The sequence below is a fragment of the Bacillus sp. MMSF_3353 genome (genome assembly GCF_030733445.1).
GTDB lineage: Bacteria > Bacillota > Bacilli > Bacillales > Bacillaceae_G > Bacillus_A > Bacillus_A wiedmannii.
This window is the reverse complement of record NZ_JASHJA010000013.1, coordinates 82,573-102,732: the sequence shown is the minus strand read 5'-3', so window position 1 is coordinate 102,732 and position 20,160 is coordinate 82,573. Positions and strand designations below refer to the sequence as shown.

16 protein-coding genes and 1 pseudogene are annotated in these 20,160 nt (G+C 35.1%); 12 read left to right on the top strand and 5 right to left on the bottom strand.

Going from position 1 to position 20,160, the window contains the following annotated elements; genetic code table 11:
• Positions 1-143, top strand: a pseudogene (locus RBB48_RS21730) (cobalt transporter); the annotation flags it as partial.
• 486 nt (positions 144-629) lie between these two features.
• Positions 630-2,333: a putative bifunctional diguanylate cyclase/phosphodiesterase gene (locus RBB48_RS21725; RefSeq protein ID WP_087983374.1), complete on the top strand. Its 1,704-nt coding sequence runs from the start codon at positions 630-632 to the stop codon at positions 2,331-2,333.
• 31 nt (positions 2,334-2,364) lie between these two features.
• Here RBB48_RS21725 and RBB48_RS21720 read toward each other — a convergent pair whose 3' ends face one another.
• A complete protein-coding gene (locus tag RBB48_RS21720) occupies positions 2,365-3,762 on the bottom strand; it encodes an amino acid permease (protein WP_088608967.1) in 1,398 nt (465 codons plus the stop codon).
• Between the two features lie 449 nt (positions 3,763-4,211).
• On the opposite strand from RBB48_RS21720, the gene treR reads away from it, so the two are divergent.
• The 3 genes from treR to treC all read left to right on the top strand — a co-directional run bounded on the left by treR (position 4,212) and on the right by treC (position 8,165).
• Positions 4,212-4,922, top strand: coding sequence for a trehalose operon repressor (treR, locus tag RBB48_RS21715; RefSeq protein ID WP_306008058.1), 711 nt, complete (start codon positions 4,212-4,214; stop codon positions 4,920-4,922).
• 140 nt (positions 4,923-5,062) lie between these two features.
• Complete coding sequence (gene treP / locus RBB48_RS21710) at positions 5,063-6,490, top strand: PTS system trehalose-specific EIIBC component (protein ID WP_088061844.1); 1,428 nt, start codon at positions 5,063-5,065, stop codon at positions 6,488-6,490.
• A 13-nt stretch (positions 6,491-6,503) separates the two neighbouring features.
• Positions 6,504-8,165 carry an alpha,alpha-phosphotrehalase gene (gene treC / locus RBB48_RS21705; protein WP_088608968.1) on the top strand — a complete coding sequence of 554 codons (1,662 nt, stop codon included), beginning with the start codon at positions 6,504-6,506 and terminating at the stop codon, positions 8,163-8,165.
• Positions 8,166-8,196: 31 nt separating this feature from the next.
• On the opposite strand, the gene gerKC is transcribed toward treC, so the two are convergent.
• From gerKC to gerKA, 3 genes are read right to left on the bottom strand one after another with little or no spacing between them, the layout of a single operon-like run.
• Positions 8,197-9,321 carry a spore germination protein GerKC gene (gene gerKC, locus RBB48_RS21700; protein WP_000474009.1) on the bottom strand — a complete coding sequence of 375 codons (1,125 nt, stop codon included), beginning with the start codon at positions 9,319-9,321 and terminating at the stop codon, positions 8,197-8,199.
• Positions 9,302-10,408 carry a GerAB/ArcD/ProY family transporter gene (locus RBB48_RS21695; protein ID WP_060487006.1) on the bottom strand — a complete coding sequence of 369 codons (1,107 nt, stop codon included), beginning with the start codon at positions 10,406-10,408 and terminating at the stop codon, positions 9,302-9,304. The genes gerKC and RBB48_RS21695 overlap by 20 nt, the downstream gene beginning before the upstream one ends.
• Positions 10,389-11,891: a spore germination protein GerKA gene (gerKA, locus tag RBB48_RS21690; protein ID WP_098133808.1), complete on the bottom strand. Its 1,503-nt coding sequence runs from the start codon at positions 11,889-11,891 to the stop codon at positions 10,389-10,391. The genes RBB48_RS21695 and gerKA overlap by 20 nt, the downstream gene beginning before the upstream one ends.
• Positions 11,892-12,040: 149 nt before the next feature.
• Between gerKA and RBB48_RS21685 the strand changes: the two genes are divergently transcribed.
• From RBB48_RS21685 to RBB48_RS21675, 3 genes are all read left to right on the top strand, one after another.
• Positions 12,041-12,727, top strand: a complete 687-nt coding sequence (locus RBB48_RS21685) for a CPBP family intramembrane glutamic endopeptidase (protein WP_088121278.1) — start codon at positions 12,041-12,043, stop codon at positions 12,725-12,727.
• A gap of 23 nt (positions 12,728-12,750) precedes the next feature.
• Positions 12,751-13,722 carry a phosphotransferase enzyme family protein gene (locus RBB48_RS21680; protein ID WP_060487003.1) on the top strand — a complete coding sequence of 324 codons (972 nt, stop codon included), beginning with the start codon at positions 12,751-12,753 and terminating at the stop codon, positions 13,720-13,722.
• A 160-nt stretch (positions 13,723-13,882) separates the two neighbouring features.
• A complete protein-coding gene (locus tag RBB48_RS21675) occupies positions 13,883-15,343 on the top strand; it encodes an alanine/glycine:cation symporter family protein (protein ID WP_097908131.1) in 1,461 nt (486 codons plus the stop codon).
• A gap of 53 nt (positions 15,344-15,396) precedes the next feature.
• Here the strand turns inward: RBB48_RS21675 and RBB48_RS21670 are convergent, their stop codons facing one another.
• Positions 15,397-16,863, bottom strand: a complete 1,467-nt coding sequence (locus RBB48_RS21670; protein WP_306008057.1) for an RNA-guided endonuclease InsQ/TnpB family protein — start codon at positions 16,861-16,863, stop codon at positions 15,397-15,399.
• Positions 16,864-17,143: 280 nt separating this feature from the next.
• On the opposite strand from RBB48_RS21670, the gene RBB48_RS21665 reads away from it, so the two are divergent.
• The 4 genes from RBB48_RS21665 to RBB48_RS21650 all read left to right on the top strand — a co-directional run bounded on the left by RBB48_RS21665 (position 17,144) and on the right by RBB48_RS21650 (position 20,114).
• A complete protein-coding gene (locus RBB48_RS21665; RefSeq protein WP_179861927.1) occupies positions 17,144-17,872 on the top strand; it encodes an amino acid ABC transporter ATP-binding protein in 729 nt (242 codons plus the stop codon).
• A 12-nt stretch (positions 17,873-17,884) separates the two neighbouring features.
• Positions 17,885-18,715 (top strand): glutamine ABC transporter substrate-binding protein GlnH, encoded by an 831-nt coding sequence (gene glnH, locus RBB48_RS21660; RefSeq protein ID WP_199695347.1) that lies wholly within the window; start codon positions 17,885-17,887, stop codon positions 18,713-18,715.
• Between the two features lie 97 nt (positions 18,716-18,812).
• Positions 18,813-19,469, top strand: a complete 657-nt coding sequence (locus tag RBB48_RS21655; RefSeq protein WP_097907403.1) for an amino acid ABC transporter permease — start codon at positions 18,813-18,815, stop codon at positions 19,467-19,469.
• Positions 19,470-20,114, top strand: coding sequence for an amino acid ABC transporter permease (locus RBB48_RS21650; RefSeq protein ID WP_131933967.1), 645 nt, complete (start codon positions 19,470-19,472; stop codon positions 20,112-20,114). It abuts the gene before it with no gap.
• Positions 20,115-20,160 lie beyond the last annotated feature (46 nt).

Genomic DNA, 20,160 nt, shown 5'->3' with positions numbered 1-20,160 from the left:
GTGGACTTACAGCTGGCGCATTAACGGGTGCAGCAAGTGGAGACTACTATCCAGCACCGTACCCAGTAACTTATCCAGCGCCATACCCAGCACCATATCCAACTCCATATCCGGGGTATCAGCAAATACCATATCCGTATTAAACTAAAAAAGAGGCTTTCCTCTTTTTTTAGTTTAATAAAGTATTTATAAAATATTTCCAAAATAAAGGTGAAAATATGTTAATATTTTGTTATTGTAATTCAAAAACATATATACTAATTTTAACTTTTATATTATTATCCGTGAATAGTTGTATAGTGTGCTCGAAATTCTATTTCGCTAGTAAAGTAAAGAGGTTAGATATGAGCGGGATTAATAGGGAATAGGCATTGTATAGAGCTAGCTATAAAGGAATGTAAGAGAATGAATTATAATAAAGTAAGCTAATTATAGCGATAAGAAACTACTATTTATAATTGAAACGGTATTATATTGCTTTTTATTACAAATAATATTATGTTATTTTAATCGGCATATTTCAAAATGTGATGAATGCAAATAGCTATTATTAAGAAATGAAATATCTCTATTTCTATGAAGAGAAACAAGTTGTGTTTTAGTCAGATAGGAAGCAAGGAGAGATGCGCATGCTAGAACAAAGAGGTCATGCATTATATGACTCTTCATTGCGAGATTTAAAGTTAGCATTAGATGAGTCTTCAATTGTTGCGATTACAGACCGAAATGGTCTTATTACATATGTAAATGATAAGTTTTGTGAAATCTCCAAATATACACGAGAAGAGTTAATAGGGAAAGATCATCGTATTTTAAATTCAGGATATCACCCGAAAACATTTTTTCAAATTCTATGGAAGCGTATTTTGAACGGAAAAGTATGGAGAGGTGAGATTCGAAATCAAGCAAAAGATGGGACGTATTATTGGGTTAAAACAACAATTGTTCCGTTTTTAAATGAAAAAGGAGAGCCGTATCAATTTATCGCGATCCGAAATGATATTAGTAGTAGGAAAGAAGCAGAACAGAGGTTGCGGTTAAGTGAAAGTCGTTATAGGGAGCTTGCGTATCATGATGCTTTAACGAGTTTACCGAACCGATTGCAGCTAATAACGACTGTAAACGAGATGATTGCAGGAAAAAAAGAATTTGGTATGATTTACTTTGATTTGGATCGTTTTAAATTAGTAAACGATACGCTAGGTCATATGATAGGGGATTTACTTTTAAGCGAAGTTGCTTCACGGTTGCATTATGTGCTAGGAGAGAAAGACGTTCTGGCTAGGCTGGGTGGCGACGAATTTGTGCTGTTAACAAAAAATCATAAACAAGATGAAATGAGGCAGTTAGCAACATCTGTGTTGTCATGTTTTCAGGCCCCATTTATGCTTGAAGGTCATGAAGTATACATTTCAGCTAGTCTAGGACTGTGCGCATATCCGCAAGACGGACAAGATGTAGAAACTCTATTGAAAAATTCGGATTTAGCCATGTATAGTGCGAAAGAACAAGGCAGAAATGCCGCGTGTTTCTTTACAGATGAGTTACGTGCGAAAATAAATCGTAGAATGAAAATTGAATTCGCTTTGCAAAAGGCAATCCGTGATGAAGAATTAGATGTGGTACTGCAGCCTATTATTGATTTGAAAACGAAGAAATATACCGGTATTGAGGCTTTAGCACGTTGTTCGACAGAAGAAGGGCCTATTTCGCCAGGCGAATTTATTCCAGTAGCTGAAGAATCTGGACTTATTATAAAATTAGGAGACTGGGTATTAGAAAAGTCATGTCGCTTGTTTAAAACATTGCCAGATTACGAAGAAGGACTAAAGTTATCTGTTAATTTATCCATACAACAATTAATGCAAAAGCGTTTTATTATATCTGTACGTAGCATTTTAAGGAGAACTGGCTTTCCACCGAATCGTTTAATTTTGGAAGTAACGGAAAGTATCGCTGTTCGCCATTTTGATTATATTATTGCTACATTACAAGAATTAAGAAATATGGGTATTTTAATTGCTTTAGATGACTTTGGAACAGGTTATTCTTCCTTATATTATTTAAAGCAACTGCCACTGGATATAGTGAAAATTGATCGTAACTTTATTCGTGAATTTCATTATGATCACGCACAGCCAGAGCGAACGATTGTAAAATCTGTTATTGAAATTGCCCATAGCTTAAATTTAGCAGTAGTTGCTGAAGGAGTAGAAACAGTAGAGCAAGAAAGTTTATTACAATCTATGGGCTGTGATTACGTCCAAGGATTTTATTATGCGAAACCTTTATCTGTAGGAGAGTTAAAAGAAAAGTTAATTACAGATTTTTAATAAAAAAGAGAAGCTGGTAGCTTCTCTTTTTTTAATTCGTTTTTTGTGAGTTTTTCATTAGTACTGGATAAAGAATAAGACCTAATACGAACAATCCAATTCCTAAGAAGAACGTTTTTAAATCAGCAGTTCCGGTTTTGATAACCCAAATAGAGTATACAAATGCTAATGTGGTAATCATCCCATCCTTTATTCGAGAGCCAGGCATTATATCATACGTTTCTCCTGTAATAACCAATTTGAATTGGTACAGCGTAGAAACAAGGTATGGAATTAAATAAGCTAATGTTGCTACAACGATAGCGAAATTATAAGCTTCTGATACGGTACCAGAAATCGTTGAGAATAAGAAAATTTGCGTCATCACATTTGTAATAAATAATGATTTTGAAGGACTACCTTTTTTATTTGTTTTCGCGAAAAACTTAGGGAAAAGTCCATTCTTGGCTGCCTGGTAAGGTACTTCTGAACTAACAACGATCCAGCCAACTGTAGATCCAAATAAAGATACAAGTGCAAGTAAAGCCATGATATAGGCACCTTTATTGCCAATTGCTAAATTTAATGCGTCTACTAATGGTTTTTGAGATTCTTTTAAAGCATCTTGCGAGAGAGCTCCCATTGTAAGTAAAGTAATTGACATGTAAATAAGAAGAGCGATAATCAACCCGAAAATGGTAGCTTTTTTTACATCGCGCTGAGATTTTGCACGGTTAGAAAGCATTACAGCAGATTCAATACCGATAAATGCCCAAAGTGTTGCGATAGCAGCTGAATTGATTTGTCCACCTAACGAAATTGATTGTCCTGCTTCATTCATAAATGTTTGACCGTCTCCGAAATTAGAGGCATTGAAAATGAATAATGTGATTACAATAAACATTGTAAATCCAATAATTTTTGCAATGGTAGCAAGAAGATTCATATTTCCAGCTCGGTCAATATTTTGAGAAAGAATATATTGAATTCCCCATAGCATAAGGCTACATACGAGGAAAGTTAGTCCTTTTCCGAGTTCTAGTGAAAATCCGTTCGTAGAAAAGAGAATTTGCTTACTTTGTAAAACTGGAAAGAATGTTGATAAATATCCAGCAAAGGAAATAATAACAGATGCTGTTGCAGCCCAGTTCGCAGCCCAATAGCCCCATGCCATACTATATCCTGCAACTTTGCCCGCTTTTTTTGAAGGGAACATTGCTTGAGCGTAACTTTGTGGTCCTGCCTTTAATTCTGGTTTGCGGATTGCTAAATTTCCAAATACGAGTGCAATCATAAATACGCCAAGACCTGTAATACTCCATGCAAGTGTAGAACCCATTGGACCTGATACGTGTGCTAAATTTGCTGGGAGCATAAATACGCCACCGCCAACCATATTTCCGATTACAAAAGCTGTTAAAATCCATAATCCCCATTTTTTCGTTTCCATTTTTGTTAACTCCTTTGTAGTAAGTTTTGCTTAAACATCATTTTTTACTAGCTTTTTGGCAATAAAAAAAGAGCCATGTAGATAAAAAATACCTACATGGCTCTTCGCCTAACGTAGGTACAACGGGAATAACCCTTGTACCTACGCGTAATTTTTCCGCTAGGTTTCAAGGGTTACGTATGATGATGATGTTTTTGTGCAAATGTAACTACAATTGTTGTATAAGTAAGCATAGTTCTTTGCTCCCTTTCTCCTCTGATTTTGAAGTTAGTATACTACATGTTTTTTTGAATGAAAAGAAAAATATAAAAATTTTTATAAAAATACGTTTTAGAGATTAAATATTTACCTGTATTTTTCCTATACTGGAAAATAAGTGAGAGATTGGCAGAAGAGTGTAGCATGGTATAATACATATAGAATTAGAAGGTGACAAGGGGCTATTGTAGATGATGAGTAAGTATGAACAAATTTATACAGAAATCAGTAAGTCTATTGATAATAAGCGATTAAAAGAGGGATGCAAAATCCCATCCGAAACTGAATTAATGAAGCAGTATGAAGCAAGCCGCGGTACGGTAAGAAAAGCTGTAGATTTATTACAAGAGCGTGGGTATGTTCAAAAAATACATGGAAAAGGTGTTTTTGTTTTAAAGCGAAAAAACATTGAATTCAACTTTGGTGGTATTGTAAGTTTCCAAGAAGAAAATGAACGTTTAGGACGCCATTGTATTACAGAAGTCGTGGAAATGGAGAAAGTAAAAGTGACAAAAGAAGTTGCAAAGCTATTAAATGTGAAAGAGAAAACAGAAATAGATCATATTAAACGAGTACGGAATATTGATGGAGAAAAAGTAATTTTGGATATCAATCATTTTGTATCGGAATATATTCCTGGATTAACGAGTGAAATTGCAGCGGAATCCATTTATAAATACATTGAGAAAGAATTAGGTCTTCATATTAGTTACTCACAGAGGGTAATTGAAGTGCAGCCATGTACAGAGGACGATAGAGAGTATTTAGATTTAAATGGAACAGACTATGTTGTCGTTGTGAAAAACTTTACGCATTTTTATGATGGAAGTCAGTTCGAATATACAGAATCACGCCATCGTTTAGATATTTTTCATTTTTCGGATGTGGCGCGGAGAAAATAAGGAGATGGAACGAAATAACGTTTCATCTCTTTTTTTATAAAAAAATCACAAACTCGTATATACGAGTGTTGACTAACTTATATATACGAGTTAATATGTAATTGTAAACGGTATCAAAAAAAGAAAAGAGGGACGGGAATATGGGGAAAGACTATCGTCAAACAGCAGAGGAAGTGTTGCAGTATATTGGTGGAAAAGACAATATTGAACAAGCTGCGCATTGTGTAACGAGGCTCCGTATCGCTTTAAAAGATGAAAGTAAAATAGATAACGATAAATTACAGTCTGTTTCATTAGTGAAGGGAGCGTTTCATAACGCTGGAGTATTTCAAATTGTAATCGGTCCAGGAGATGTTGATCGAGTTTATGCCGAATTGATAACGCTTGCAGGTATGAAGGAAGCGACAGTAGCTGATGTAAAAGATTCTGGAAACCAAAAGTTAAATCCAGCTCAAAAGTTTGTGAAGGTATTTTCAGATGTATTTATGCCGATATTACCAGCCATCGTAACAGCTGGTTTACTAATGGGAATTAACAATCTATTAGGGGCAAAGGACTTATTTTTTGAAGGTAAAAATTTATTAGATGTGTATCCAAACTTAAGTGGGCTTTGGGATTTAATTAATATGATGGCGAATACAGCATTCGTATTCTTACCAGCGCTTGTCGGTTGGTCAGCAACGAAGCGTTTTGGTGGTAGTCCGATATTAGGGATTGTTATGGGATTAATGCTTGTGCATCCAGCCTTATTAAACGCGTGGGATTATGGAAAAGCAGCGACTGGTTTAGATGGACAAAAGATTGAGTACTTCGATATTTTAGGATTATTTCAAATTGAAAAGGTAGGGTATCAAGGTCAAATCTTACCGGTTTTAGTAGCAGCATTTGTATTAAGTAAAGTGGAAATCTTCTTAAAGAAACATGTACCAAATGCAATTCAATTATTAGTTGTACCAATTACAACGATTGTCGTAACAGGTGTGTTAGCATTAGGAATTATTGGTCCAGTTACACGTCATATTGGAGATTTATTAACAGCTGGGTTAGTAGGTGTATATGAAACAGTACCAGTAGTTGGAGCAATATTGTTTGGAGCATTATATGCACCGCTTGTAATTACAGGTATGCATCATATGTTTATTGCTATCGACTTACAATTAATTGCACAGCACGGTGGTACATTCATTTGGCCAATGATTGCTCTTTCTAACATTGCGCAAGGTAGTGCGGCACTTGCGATGTTCTGGATTTCTAAAAATCAAAATGATAAAAGCATGGCATCTACATCAGCAATCTCAGCATATTTCGGTATTACAGAGCCAGCTATGTTTGGTGTAAACTTACGAAATAAATTCCCGTTCTATGCAGCGATTATAGGATCGGCTATTGCAGCTATATTTATTACGTTAAATGGTGTATTAGCACCTGCTATTGGAATTGGCGGATTACCAGCATTTATTTCTATCATTCCGAAATCGATTCCAATGTTTATTGTAGGAATGATTATCGCGATTGTAATCCCATTTACGTTAACATGGTTATTTGCAAAACGAGTAAAACAGAAGTAGGAGGAAGTTAAACATGAAGGATTGGCATAAAAGTGTAGTTTATCAAATTTATCCGAAGAGCTTTAATAGCTATTACAATAAAGAAACCGGTGATATAAAAGGAGTTACAGAGAAACTAGATTATTTAAAAGAACTCGGAGTAGATTATATTTGGTTAACACCGATATACCAATCACCACAAAATGATAATGGATACGATGTAAGTGATTACTACAGTATTGATCCATCTTACGGAACGATGGAAGAGTTTGAAGAGCTTTTAGAAGAAGCAAAGGCACGTAACATTGAAATTATGCTCGACATTGTTGTAAATCATAGTTCTACGGAGCATAAGTGGTTTAAGGAAGCAAAGGAAGATAAAAATAGTCCATATCGTAATTACTATATTTGGCGTGATGAAAAAAATAATTGGCAATCTAAGTTTGGTGGGTCTGCTTGGAAATATGATGAGAAGACAGAGCAATATTTTTTACATCTATTTGATGAGACACAAGCTGACTTAAATTGGGAAAATAAAAAACTTCGTGAAGAAGTATATGATATGATGCGTTTTTGGCTTGATAAAGGGGTAACTGGATTCCGATTAGATGTTATTAATTTAATTTCAAAAGATCAACAGTTCTTAAATGATGACGGAAGTACGGCGACAAGCGATGGGCGTAAATATTATACAGATGGCCCGCGCGTTCATGAATATTTACAAGAGATGAACCGAAAGGTTTTTGAAGGGAAAGATGTAATTACAGTTGGAGAAATGTCATCTACGACAATTGATAATTGTATTAAATATTCAAACCCTGAGCGTAATGAATTAAGTATGACGTTTAGTTTCCATCATTTAAAAGTAGATTATCCGAATGGAGATAAGTGGACGCAAGCTGATTTTGATTTCATTAAATTAAAAGAGATTATGTCTAATTGGCAAATTGAAATGCAAAAGGGCGGAGGATGGAATGCGTTGTTCTGGTGTAATCATGACCAGCCTCGTATTGTGTCACGCTTCGGTGATGATAGAAAGTACCGAAATGAATCTGCGAAAATGTTAGCGACAGCTATGCATATGTTGCAAGGAACACCTTACATTTATCAAGGCGAAGAAATCGGTATGACGAATCCTAAATTCGAGTCCATCGAGCAATATCGCGATGTGGAATCGTTAAATATACACGATATAAAGCTAGAAGAAGGATTATCAAAAGAAGAGATTATCGGGATTTTAAAACAAAAATCTCGTGACAACTCTCGTACTCCGATGCAGTGGAATGAAAAGGTGAACAGTGGTTTTACAACAAGTACACCTTGGATTTCAGTTGCTGAGAATTATAAAGAGATTAATGTAGAAAAAGCATTAGAAGATAAAGAGTCTGTATTTTATCATTATAAAAAGTTAATAGAACTTAGAAAAACGTATGATGTAATTACAGAAGGAGAATATGCTATTTTAGATGAAAATCATGCTAAGATTTGGGCATATACTCGTACTACAGAGAGTGAAGTGCTACTTGTTATTAATAACTTCTATGGAGAAGAAATAACGTACTCTGTACCAGCTCATGTTCAATTAGATGGGATGAAGCAAGAAGTACTACTGTCGAATTATAAAGATTTCAGCAAGGATATTACAAAACTTAACTTAAGACCATATGAGTCAATTGTCTATCGATATACGAAATAAAAGGTTGTATGCCCGCGCGGCATACAACCTTTTATTTTAAGACACCGCTATACAAAATGCTTACCTCTACCTCAGGCTTAAATTTTACTTTTGCATAATCTTTATTCCAATTTTTTTTCTTCCATAAGTCAGGGTGATAAGCGATAAGATGTCTTCCAATACCGAAAGCATCACAATTTGCTTTTTGTAACTTTTTCGTTATCTTTTTAGCTTCTTTCGTAAGCTGTTTAGACAATTCTTTGTTTAGTTTGGCTCTTTCATCCATTTTGTAAAGATTATCTCTCGGAGCTTCAAGCGCTATAACTTTTAATTGAAGCTTAATGTGAGCATAAACATTTCCTTTTTTATCCGTTGTTATTTTTAAGTCTCGTTTTAACTTTCGATTGCTAATTTCCATTGTTAAATAATCAGATGTCTTCTCTGATTCATCGCTAGTAAGTTTTTGGGTTATACGGGCACTTGTTCCCATTTTTCCGGTTAATAACACGAATAAAACAGAATGTTTCAAAGGTAAATGCCCAGTTAATTTATCATTATTAAATAAAGCTAACCCGTTTGTAATTACTTCTTTTCCTTTTATTTTTATAGACGGGAGGGTGAAATCTTTACCGGGATCTAACATTTTTGTAGCAGCTGTTTCTAAAGTTTCTTTTGGAAATACACTCATATCTTCTAAGCTTTTCACTTTTTTCTTTAGAAAATCTCCAATTAGTAAATTTCCTACTTTCTTTTTTTCGAGTATCTCGGACGTTTCACCATCTACTGCAATAAGTTTTACTAAAGCAGTTGGGTTTGTTGGGTCACGAAAGCTGACATCTAAATAGGGTAGTATACCTTTTTTTAGAATTTTGGTTCCTAGTAATTGAACACCATATTTGAAATAGCGAATATTCCCAGTCACATTTTTTTTTAGGGCATCGCTTGTATCCCTTATGTTATGCCCGGTTGCTGAATGTATTTCATTTTCGAATGAAGATTGCTCTCCGCTCGAACTTTTTACGAGCTCGATTGTTTGCTGGAGTTTATTCTCTTCCGTAATATCAGATCCAATACTATAAGCTAACCTTGCTTCCCTTAATGGTTCTTGATCCCAACAGCCAGAAAGGAGGGAACTAGTACATAATATAAAAAGTAATTTAAATCTTTTTTTGAACATACTGTTCTCCTTTCTTCTTTCTTATTACTGAATAGAGTAGAAATAAAAGAGGGAGGACAACGATGAAAATATAGGTGAACTTATCAGTGAAAGTTGCAATTACTTTTAATTCTTCAGGTGTATCTATAAATAGGGCTACACTAAAAGCAATAATACCAACGATTGGAACAGCCTTTTTATGATTAGCAAGATTGAAGATATGTCTAATTCCGATTGAAGCAGCGCAATAATAACTCGCAATAGAAGCCACAACCGTTATCATCCATATTGGAATGAATAGTAAATCAGTCCGGTCTATAATCCCGATATGCAAGGAGCGTAATAAGTAAGCAACTGGCTCTGGGATAAGTTCAATTTGTTTTGGACTAAATACGATAAAGCAAATCCAAACAGTAAAAGTATAAAAAAGAGTTACAAATCCATTAGCGATAGAAATGGCCTTCAGTTTTGCCACAGAATTCCCATTTACTTTTGGGAAAGCGATAAGAATAATTTCAAAACCATACATGGCTGTAATTGTTTCTTTCGATGCTTGAATAATATTCCACCATCCAGCCTCTGTAATGGGAAAAATATAAGAAAAATCAGCTCGGGAAAGCCCTAGGGCAATTAAAAGCGCCATAGGTAAAATGAGAATAGAGGCCATGACATAAAATCGTACCATGACTTTAAACGTATTATAAGCTACATAACAACAAGCTATTGTAAATAACATAAGAATGGCATACCACGGAGTTGCTTGTAATATCCAAACTTTAACGACATTACAAACATTCAACATAACCGTCATACCGATAAGGGTAAAATAAAAAACATAAGCAAAACCTAATAGTTTTCCAAACTTATTACCAAATAGCATACAAACACTTTCATACATATCTGCATCAGGAAATCGTTTTAAGAAAAGCCACATAAGTAAAATGATAAGTTGAATTGCAAGTCCAGCGATGAGTGCAGAAATCCATCCACCACCTTTAGCAATTGGGTGAAGACGGTTAGGGAGAGAAAGTATACCAACTCCGATTTGGCATTGAATAACGAAAAAGGTAAATTGAACTAACGAGATTTTACTTTGCGTGTTTGTCACCGTCCTCATCCTCTCTCGTTACATGTTGTCGTTGCATTTTTTTCGGTTTTGGATCATGTGGTCGTTCCCAAAATGACCAAATTGGTAGTCTTACGAAAGAATCTTTCATATCTTTAATCCGCATCGGGGCAACAGGAGAAAGATATGGTGTATGAAAAGAATGAAGCTGACATAAGTGAACGAAAGTTATAATTAGACCGAATGATATTCCAATATATCCGAATATAGCAGCAAGGAGCATTAATGGAAAACGAAGAATTCGAACTGCTGAACTCATATCGTTTGATGGAACGAGAAAAGATGAAATTGCAGTTAAAGCTACAACGATAATCATTGTGTAAGAAACAAGTCCAGCTTTTACAATTGCATCACCAATTACTAAACCACCTACAATACCGATTGTTTGTCCAACGCGGCTTGGTAGACGAATACCAGCTTCTCGTAACAATTCAAAGATTAATTCCATTAAGAGAGCTTCAAAAATAGGAGGAAGCGGTACTTTCTCTAATGAAGCTTTAATTGTATACACAAGTTCGAGCGGCAACACATCGGGATGAAAAGCGACAGTTGCAATATAAAAAGCTGGCAAGAGAAAGGCAATTAAAAAACTTACTAAGCGAATCATTCGGATAAAAGAACCGACAATCCAGCGGTTATTATAATCATCTGGTGATTGATAAAAAGCGAATAACGTAACAGGTACGATGAGCACTGTTGGATCTCCGTCAGATAAAATAGCAACTCGTCCTTCCATTAAATTTGCTGCGACTCTATCTGGACGCTCTGTATTTAATTGCTGCGGGAAGGGTGAGAAAGACGTATCCTCTATAAATTCTTGTATGTATCCTGGAGGCATAAGTGCGTCCGTTTTAATTGTTTCTAATCTTCTTTTCACTTCTGCAACTAAATCGTCATTCGCTATATTTTGCATATAAGCAATTGCCACTCTCGTGTGCATTTCTTCACCAAGTGTGAAATATTTGACGACGACATTTGGACTTTTTATGAGCTTACGAATCGAAGCTAAATTGGTTGCTAAATCTTCTACAAAACCAGTATGTGGACCGCGCACAATGCCTTCATTATCAGGTTCTGTTATATCTCTCTTTAAAGATAAGGCCGTTTCGAAAATACAAAAACTGTCGACCTGTTCATGAAAATATAATGATTTACCTTGTAATAGAAGCTGCACACCATAATTTAAATTCGTTTCTTTTTTCATATTTAATGTGGAAAAAGCTTTATCTAAAGACAAATCAGACCGCGTTAATAATGGCTCAAGAGCTAATTGATGAATTAAATTTGGATCTGCTAAAGATTCAATATATATGATCGTTCCTTTTCCGTTTTGAAAAGGAATATCTAATTTTTTTATATCATCTGAGTGACAGAGCTTATTTTCAATGTAATTAATATTTTCCGGAAGTGATGGAAACATATGCTTTTTGCTATTATTTTGTTGTGAATTTTCCTGTTCAGTCATAATTTCCACCTCTATTAGAATAAAGTCACTCCTGTTAATTTTTGCTTTTTGTGAGAAATTTATGCTTGGATTATTTGGAAAAAAATCTTGAAAGTTACGTTACGTCATCTTTTATACTTAAGGAAATACGGAGTAGAGGGATGGTGTATATGATTTTGAAAAATATGTGGGGATGGAAAGAAATTTTATATTTATTAGTTTTCGTATTTCTAATTGTCCCAGTAACAGTTGAATCTCTTTTTTATAACTATGCTTTAAAAATAATAGGGAACTCATTATATGCCGGAGTATTAATGGGATTTATAATGGCAGTGATATTTACTACTGTAGTTTATCTTTTTTGTATAAAAAGATATCAACTATCTTGGAAAGATATTGGAATCCGAAAGCTTTCATGGAAAGATTTTTTATGGACGGTTATAGCATTGATTACCTTAATTGTAGTTAGTGTTGCTGTATTAATGATAATGGAGAAAATGGGTATTTCTTTTGAAAATAGTAAAACGGAGACGGTCCAAAATAATAAATCAATATATTCGTTCTGTATCGCGGTAATTGGAGCAGCAGTTATATCACCAATTTATGAAGAGATTTTATATCGAGGTGTTTTTTATACATTTTTTCGTGATAGATATGGTATATGGGGTGGAGTGCTTATAAGTTCTATAATATTTACCGTTGTTCATATTCCAACATATAACACATTACCAGTGAATTTTTTAAGTGGAGTAGTATTTGCGTGGTTATATGAGAAAACAAATTCTATTTTATCAGCTATAATTGCCCACGCACTATTTAATTTCATAGCAGTACTTTTAACATTTGTGTCGAATTAAGAAGATATATAGGAGGGATACATATGGAAATAGCTGTAGAACGTGTTTTTACAAAAGAGGTTTTAAAAAGAGCAGCGAGTTTGTTTCATGTAACAGTGGAAGAGAAGCCACTTGGAGATTTTGAAAATTATATTTTTAAGGCGAAGGGCGATTGTGGTGAAGATTACGTATTACGTTTAACTCACTCTTCTCATCGTTCTAAAAAGGGAGTCGAAGCTGAACTAGATTTTTTACGATATGTCGCGGAGAATGGGGCAAAGGTAGCAGGACCTCTTTATTCAACGTCTCAAAATCTTGTAGAAGAAATTAGAGCAGAGGATGAAACTTTCTTTTTCGCTTCCTTATTTACATATGCAAAAGGTGAGCAAGTAAAAGGAGAAGAATCTCCTTATTGGGGAGAGACTTACTTTGAAGCATGGGGAAAAGCGATTGGCCAACTGCATCGCCTAACAATGAACTATCCTAAAACAGACTATCGTGATACGTGGGAAGAAGACGAAAGTGGGATTGTTAATGAATTAGAAGATGATCAAGTGAAAAAGATTGCAGCGGTATTAATGGATGAAATAAAGGCTCTTCCAATTGAAAGAGAAACGTTCGGCCTTATGCACGGTGATATCCATCCCGGTAATTTTCATTATGATGGTAAAGAGCTAACAATCTTTGATTTTGATGATGCGGCTTATAATTACTTTATACATGATTTAGCGATGGTTCTCTATTACTCTGTTCTATTTACACCGTGGACAGCGGAAGAGAAGACAGACTTTGCTCGTAAACAGCTACAAGTGTTACGAAAAGGCTATGAGTATGAGCACAGACTAGCGGATAGTTGGTACGAATCGTTACCGTTGTTTTTACGTCTACGTGATGTTGGTTTATACGGTACACTTCAAAAGAAGTTTAAGGGGAAAGATATGCCAGATAACTTCCGAGAATTATCAGAAGAGCTATATGAAAGAATTATAAAAAGAGAAGCAATTGTGAATATATAATACATTTTTGTGAAAACAAAGTATACAGAATAAATGTATGCTTTGTTTTTTTATACAAAAATATGTTTGTTTTATTAAAATAATATTGTTATAGATTCGGTATACACTTATAATTTTATATATATTCTGAATATTCTTTATAAAAAAAGGAGGGGGAATATTGGAAGCTATTGTAAATTGGATAAATAATATTGTTTGGAGTCCCGCACTTGTTTATTTATGTTTAGGAGTAGGGTTATATTTTTCCATTCGAACGAGGTTTTTACAAGTAAGGCATGTAGGAGAAATGGTGAAGCTGACATTTCAAGGAGAAAAATCAGAGGCTGGTGTTTCTTCATTCCAAGCGTTAGCACTTTCGTTATCAGGACGCGTTGGGACAGGAAATATCGCTGGAGTAGCAACAGCAGTTGCCTTCGGTGGCCCAGGAGCTGTATTTTGGATGTGGGCAGTGGCTTTTTTAGGAGCAGGATCAGCTTATGTAGAATCAACACTCGCGCAAATATATAAGACGAAACACCAAGGACAGTTTCGCGGTGGCCCTGCTTATTACATTGAAAAAGGTTTAGGTGTGAAATGGTATGCATTAGTATTCGTTGCAGCGACAATTATTGCAACGGGGCTCTTATTGCCAGGTGTGCAAGCAAATAGTATTGCCGTAAGTTTAGAAACAGCTTTTGGAATTAACACTACCGTATCAGGGGCTTTATTAGTAGTTGTATTAGCTATTATCATCTTCGGTGGCGTAAAGCGAATCGTTAACGTTGCACAGGTTGTCGTACCGTTTATGGCAGTTGGTTATATTTTAGTAGCTTGCGTTATTGTTGCTATGAATATTGAAAAATTGCCAGAAGCATTTATGTTAATTATAAGAAGTGCTTTTGCATTAGAAGCGGCTTTCGGTGGTATTATCGGTTTAGCAATTTCTTGGGGAGTAAAACGTGGTATTTATTCCAACGAAGCAGGACAAGGGACTGGACCACATGCAGCAGCTGCTGCGGAAGTATCACATCCAGCTAAACAAGGTTTAGTGCAAGCATTTTCCGTTTACATTGATACATTATTTGTTTGTTCAGCAACAGCATTTATGATGATTATTACAGGCATGTATAACGTATTTGATGCAAGCGGAAAAAACTTTATCGTAAATAAATTAAATGGTGCTCAGCCAGGACCAGGATATACACAGGCAGCGGTAGAATCTGTTTTCCCTGGATTTGGAAACGGTTTCGTTGCCATCTCACTGCTATTCTTTGCATTTACAACAATTATGGCGTATTACTACATTGCAGAAACGAATATCGCGTACTTAAATCGTGATAAAGACCGCCCTTGGATGTCTATGGTACTAAAGTTTGTATTTTTAGGAGCTGTATTCTACGGCTGTATAAAAACAGCAGCAACGGCTTGGGCTTTAGGTGACATCGGTGTAGGAATTATGGCATGGGTAAATATCATTGCGATTTTACTATTACAAAAACCTGCATTAGTCGCATTAAAAGATTATGAAAAGCAGAAAAAAGAAGGAAAAGATCCAGTATTCGATCCAGGGCCATTAGGCATTAAAAATGCTGATTTCTGGGAGCATGAATACGGGAAAGATAAGAAAGAAGAAGTATCTTAATGAACACTCCCCCACTTAGCAAAGCTTGAAGTGGGGGTTTCTAACGTTTCGACCTAACGGACGATTAACGTCAGGGGAGTTAACACATTAGCGAGCTGTTTGACGCCTAACCCCTCTATCCCATTTGTCCATGCATTTGGGACTACTTTTCGTAAAATGTTAGCCGCAGCATTTACATCTGCATTAATTAAAGTTTTATTTGCTGAACGATATATGCCGCGCTCTATTCGTTTTCCTGAAAAAGTTGTATTTTGGTCATTTTCTCCATACGTTGGAATGAAGTCGTTATCCAGAAAACTTGCTTTCGATGTATATGATTCTTCAGTTACAACAACTTGAATGCCTACAGCATTTGCTTTGTATGTAATCATTTGAATCAGTAAATTATGTGGGATATGACAAAACGATTGGTTATTTCTTTTTCCCATATTCGTTTCTTGTTTCCAACTTTTGTTTTGACCAATAACGATTTTACAAACTTCTTCTTGAGCTAGTTTTACGATATGGTGACTAACTTTATGGAAGACGTCTTTTATTTTCAAGTAACGTTTTTGATGAAGTTTTTCTATCCTTTTAGAAGTAAAAGGTCCTTCATTAGTTTGTTTTCCATTTCTAAGAATGCTTGTAAAATGACTCTTCATTTTGTTGTAATATTGATTTATGCTTTTGACATGTTTGCCCTTAACAAGGACAGGTTTCATACCTGTGTTTGTTACGATGGTTGCAAGGTTATCAATCCCTAAATCAATACTCATATAACGAGCATTCTCTTCAATAATTTGTTGTTCAGAAGGAACATCAATTACCAATTCCACTACATATTCATTGTATTTTGGAATCACACGAACTTGTTTCAGTTTACCTTCAGTGAAACCTAGTTTCCCAATATTTAATTGTAATTTTGTCTTTGGAAACTTTAAAAATCTACCGTTTTTAATAATGCAATCTTGGTTTGTATACAGAATCTCTTTTTCAGAAGAACGAATATACTTTGGAATCCTAGGCATTCCAGCATATTTGTTTGGATTCTTTTTATAGTCTTTTAAACTAGCAAAAAAAGATTTCCAATTTTGGAACAGACCTTTCATGATTGACTGGCTACATTGCGTAGGCAAAGCTCGATAATCATTTTGAATCATAACCTTAAATAGTGCATCTAGAAAGTTGTAATCTACATAAGGTTTTTCAAAATTAGGTTCTGAAAACAAATTACATTTAATCTCTTTCTGTTCTTCTTTAGGCTTTAATTTCTCTTTTTCCAATTTCTTCTCATAGGCAAGACGTTGTGTGTCATTCATCTTACCAATATTTTTATGAATATTATCCAGAACTTCTTTTTGCAAAGGCTGCAACTCTTTTTCTTGTGTTAATCCAGTGTACACCTGGCGTATATAAAAGTTTGTGGTGTTGTACATGTTCTTAGCGTTATGACAACATTCTTGAAAATAAGAATACATACGATGCCCTTTTTTAATCCAAATTTGAAGAGTTTTATAGTTTGATGGATTTTCCTTTGTCATTTTATTCACCTCCTTGTTAAGGATATTATAGCAAAAATAGAACGTATGTTTCTGTTTTTTTTTTTTTTTTTGAAAATAAAATATTTCTTTCGATTCACCTCACCACCTTCACTTACGTTTAGAGGTGGGAGTTCTCTCGAAAGGCATGATAGAAATGAAGGAGCAAAGGGAAAATCCCTTTGCTTTTTTTATGGGCAAAATGAGGCTGGAAGTTATTTTTTTGCCTATTTTTGAATATAAAAAGAATGTACATGCTTTGTTAAGGGAAGGGGGGAGTATGTTGATAGAGTTTCGTAATGTAAATAAATATTATGGTACCTTTCAAGTTTTAAAAGATATTAATGTACAAGTGAAAAAAGGTGAAGTGGTAGTAGTTGTTGGGCCGTCCGGATCAGGAAAAAGTACGTTGCTTCGGTGTATAAATCAGCTAGAGACAATTACAGACGGAGAGTTAATTGTACAAAATACGGAGGTACACAATGTCAAAACAGATATGAATGAATTACGCCGAAATATTGGGATGGTCTTTCAACATTTTTATTTATATCCACATAAAACGGTTCTTCAAAATATTACACTAGCACCGATTAAAGTAAATAAAGTTTCAAAAGAGGAAGCTGAGCAAACAGCGATGTTTTATTTAGAGAAAGTAGGAATTCCTGAGAAGGCTAGTGTATACCCGCATCAATTATCCGGAGGACAACAGCAAAGGGTAGCAATTGCTAGGGGGCTCGCAATGCAGCCGGAAATTATGCTATTCGATGAGCCTACGTCTGCTCTTGATCCAGAGATGATCGGGGAAGTGCTTGATGTTATGAAGACGCTAGCTAAAGAAGGGATGACAATGGTCGTTGTCACGCATGAAATGGGATTCGCGCGAGAAGTAGCAGATCGGATTTTGTTTATGGATGAGGGTCAAATTATTGAAGATACAACACCAGCGCAATTTTTTGCAAGTCCTGAACGAGAAAGAGCGCGTCTATTTTTAAGCCGAGTGTTAAACCATTAAAGGAGGAGTTTTATGCTTAAAATGAAAAAGTTGTTTACGTTAATCGTATTTTCATGTTTATTCGTACTTGTCGTTGCCGGGTGCGGAAGTAAAAAAGATGAGGCGAAAGAAACGAATACGAAGCAAGGTGGGGCCATTGAGCAAATTAAAAAGCGCGGGAAGCTAGTAGTTGGGGTGAAGAATGATACGAACTTATTTGGCTTGAAAAATCCTTCGACAGGACAGGTAGAAGGGTTTGATGTTGATATCGCAAAGGCGCTTGCGAAAAAAATTCTTGGAGATGAAAAGAAATTAGAATTAAAAGAAGTAACGTCTAAAACGCGTATTCCACTACTGAAAAATGGTGATATTGATGCGATTATCGCGACAATGACAATTACGGAGGAGCGTAAAAAAGAAGTAGATTTTTCAGATGTATATTTTAAAGCAGGGCAATCGTTACTTGTGAAAAAAGGAGTCGATATTAAAAGTATCGATGATGTGAAAAAGGGTGTGAAAGTGTTAGCTGTAAAAGGTTCAACGTCTACAAATAATATTCGTCAAAAGTCACCGGAAGCGACCGTATTAGAATTTGAAAATTATAGTGAGGCATTTACGGCGTTAAAAGCAGGTAAAGGCGATGTCTTAACGACAGATAACGCAATTCTTTACGGCATGGCAAAACAAGATTCAAATTATGAAGTTGTAGGGAAAATTTTCACAGATGAACCATACGGAATTGCAGTGCAAAAAGGTGCAGATGATTTAACGAAAGAGATTAATAGCTTGCTAAAAGATATGAAGGCGAGTGGAGAGTACGACAAATTGTATGAGAAATGGATTGGGCAAAAGCAAGAGAAGTAAAGTGATAGTTTAATGAATGGAGCTTTATTCTCATTGATAAATAGTAAGAGGATGAGGGATACTCATCCTCTTCTTGTAAAGAAAGAGGGGAGAATATGTGCCTGATTTTTCTATATTAACGAATAACATTGATATGTATGTAGAAGGCTTCAAATATACAGTGATGTCTAGTGTAATTGCATTAATAGGAAGCTTTATTTTGGGAGTAATTTTGGCTGTAATGCGTATTGCACCTATTCGTATTTTAAATTGGTTGGGAGCTACTTTGGTGGAATTTGTAAGAAATATTCCACTCGTATTAATTGCATTTATATTCTATTTCGCTTTACCTGTAATAGGAATTACTTTAAATGGTTTTGTAGCAGGAACAGTTACGCTTACCGTATATACGGCAGCGTTTATTGCGGAAGTTATTCGCGCTGGTATTCTATCAGTCGCGAAAGGTCAGATGGAAGCAGCACGTTCCTCAGGATTGACTTATACGCAAGCAATGTACCATGTTGTTTTACCTCAAGCGATGAAAATCGTAATTCCTCCTTTAGGAAATCAATTTCTCAATTTAGTAAAAAACTCTTCCATACTCGGAATTATCGCTGGTACCGATTTGATGTATCAAGGAGATTTAATTTCAACGAAGACGTTTGTTACGTTCGACGTCTATATATTTGTCGGGATGTTTTATTTAATATTAACAATTCCGCTCAGTATGCTAGTGCGTTATTTAGAAAAACGCTTAGCAAAGGAGGCGGTGTAAATGGATTTTAAGGGAGCAATTACAGGAGATCATATTCTGTTTTTATTAAAAGGATTACTTATAACGTTAGAGGTAGCGCTCGTTGCAATTGTACTTAGTTTTATTATTGGTAGTGTAATAGGGATATTACGCTACATGAAAATACCTGTCGTCTCACAAATATTAGGAATTGTTGTTGAAGTAATTCGAAATTTACCGCTACTTTTAATTATATTTTTCACGTATTTTGCACTTCCAGAAGCAGGCTTGAAATTAGAAATTATAACAGCAGCAATTGTTGCTTTAACAATATTTGAAGCAGCAATGATATCTGAAATTGTTCGAAGTGGTCTATTATCTATTGAAAAAGGACAGATTGAGGCCGCAAGATCTTCAGGATTAACGTATGTTCAGGCGCTGTGGCATATTATTTTGCCACAAGCATTAAGAAGGATGGTCCCGCCGCTTGTCAGTCAGTTTATATCTTTGCTCAAAGATACATCATTAGCAGTTGTTATATCATTGCCAGAGCTTATGCATAATGCTCAAATTATTAGCGGACAGAATGTAAATTATATGATCCCAACGTTTATAGTAGTAGCTTGTATGTACTTTATCGTAAATTATAGTTTATCAATTTTATCGAGAAGATTAGAACTCCGTTAACCTTTACAATATATGTAAAGGTTTTCCCTTGTTTATCCTTATTTTC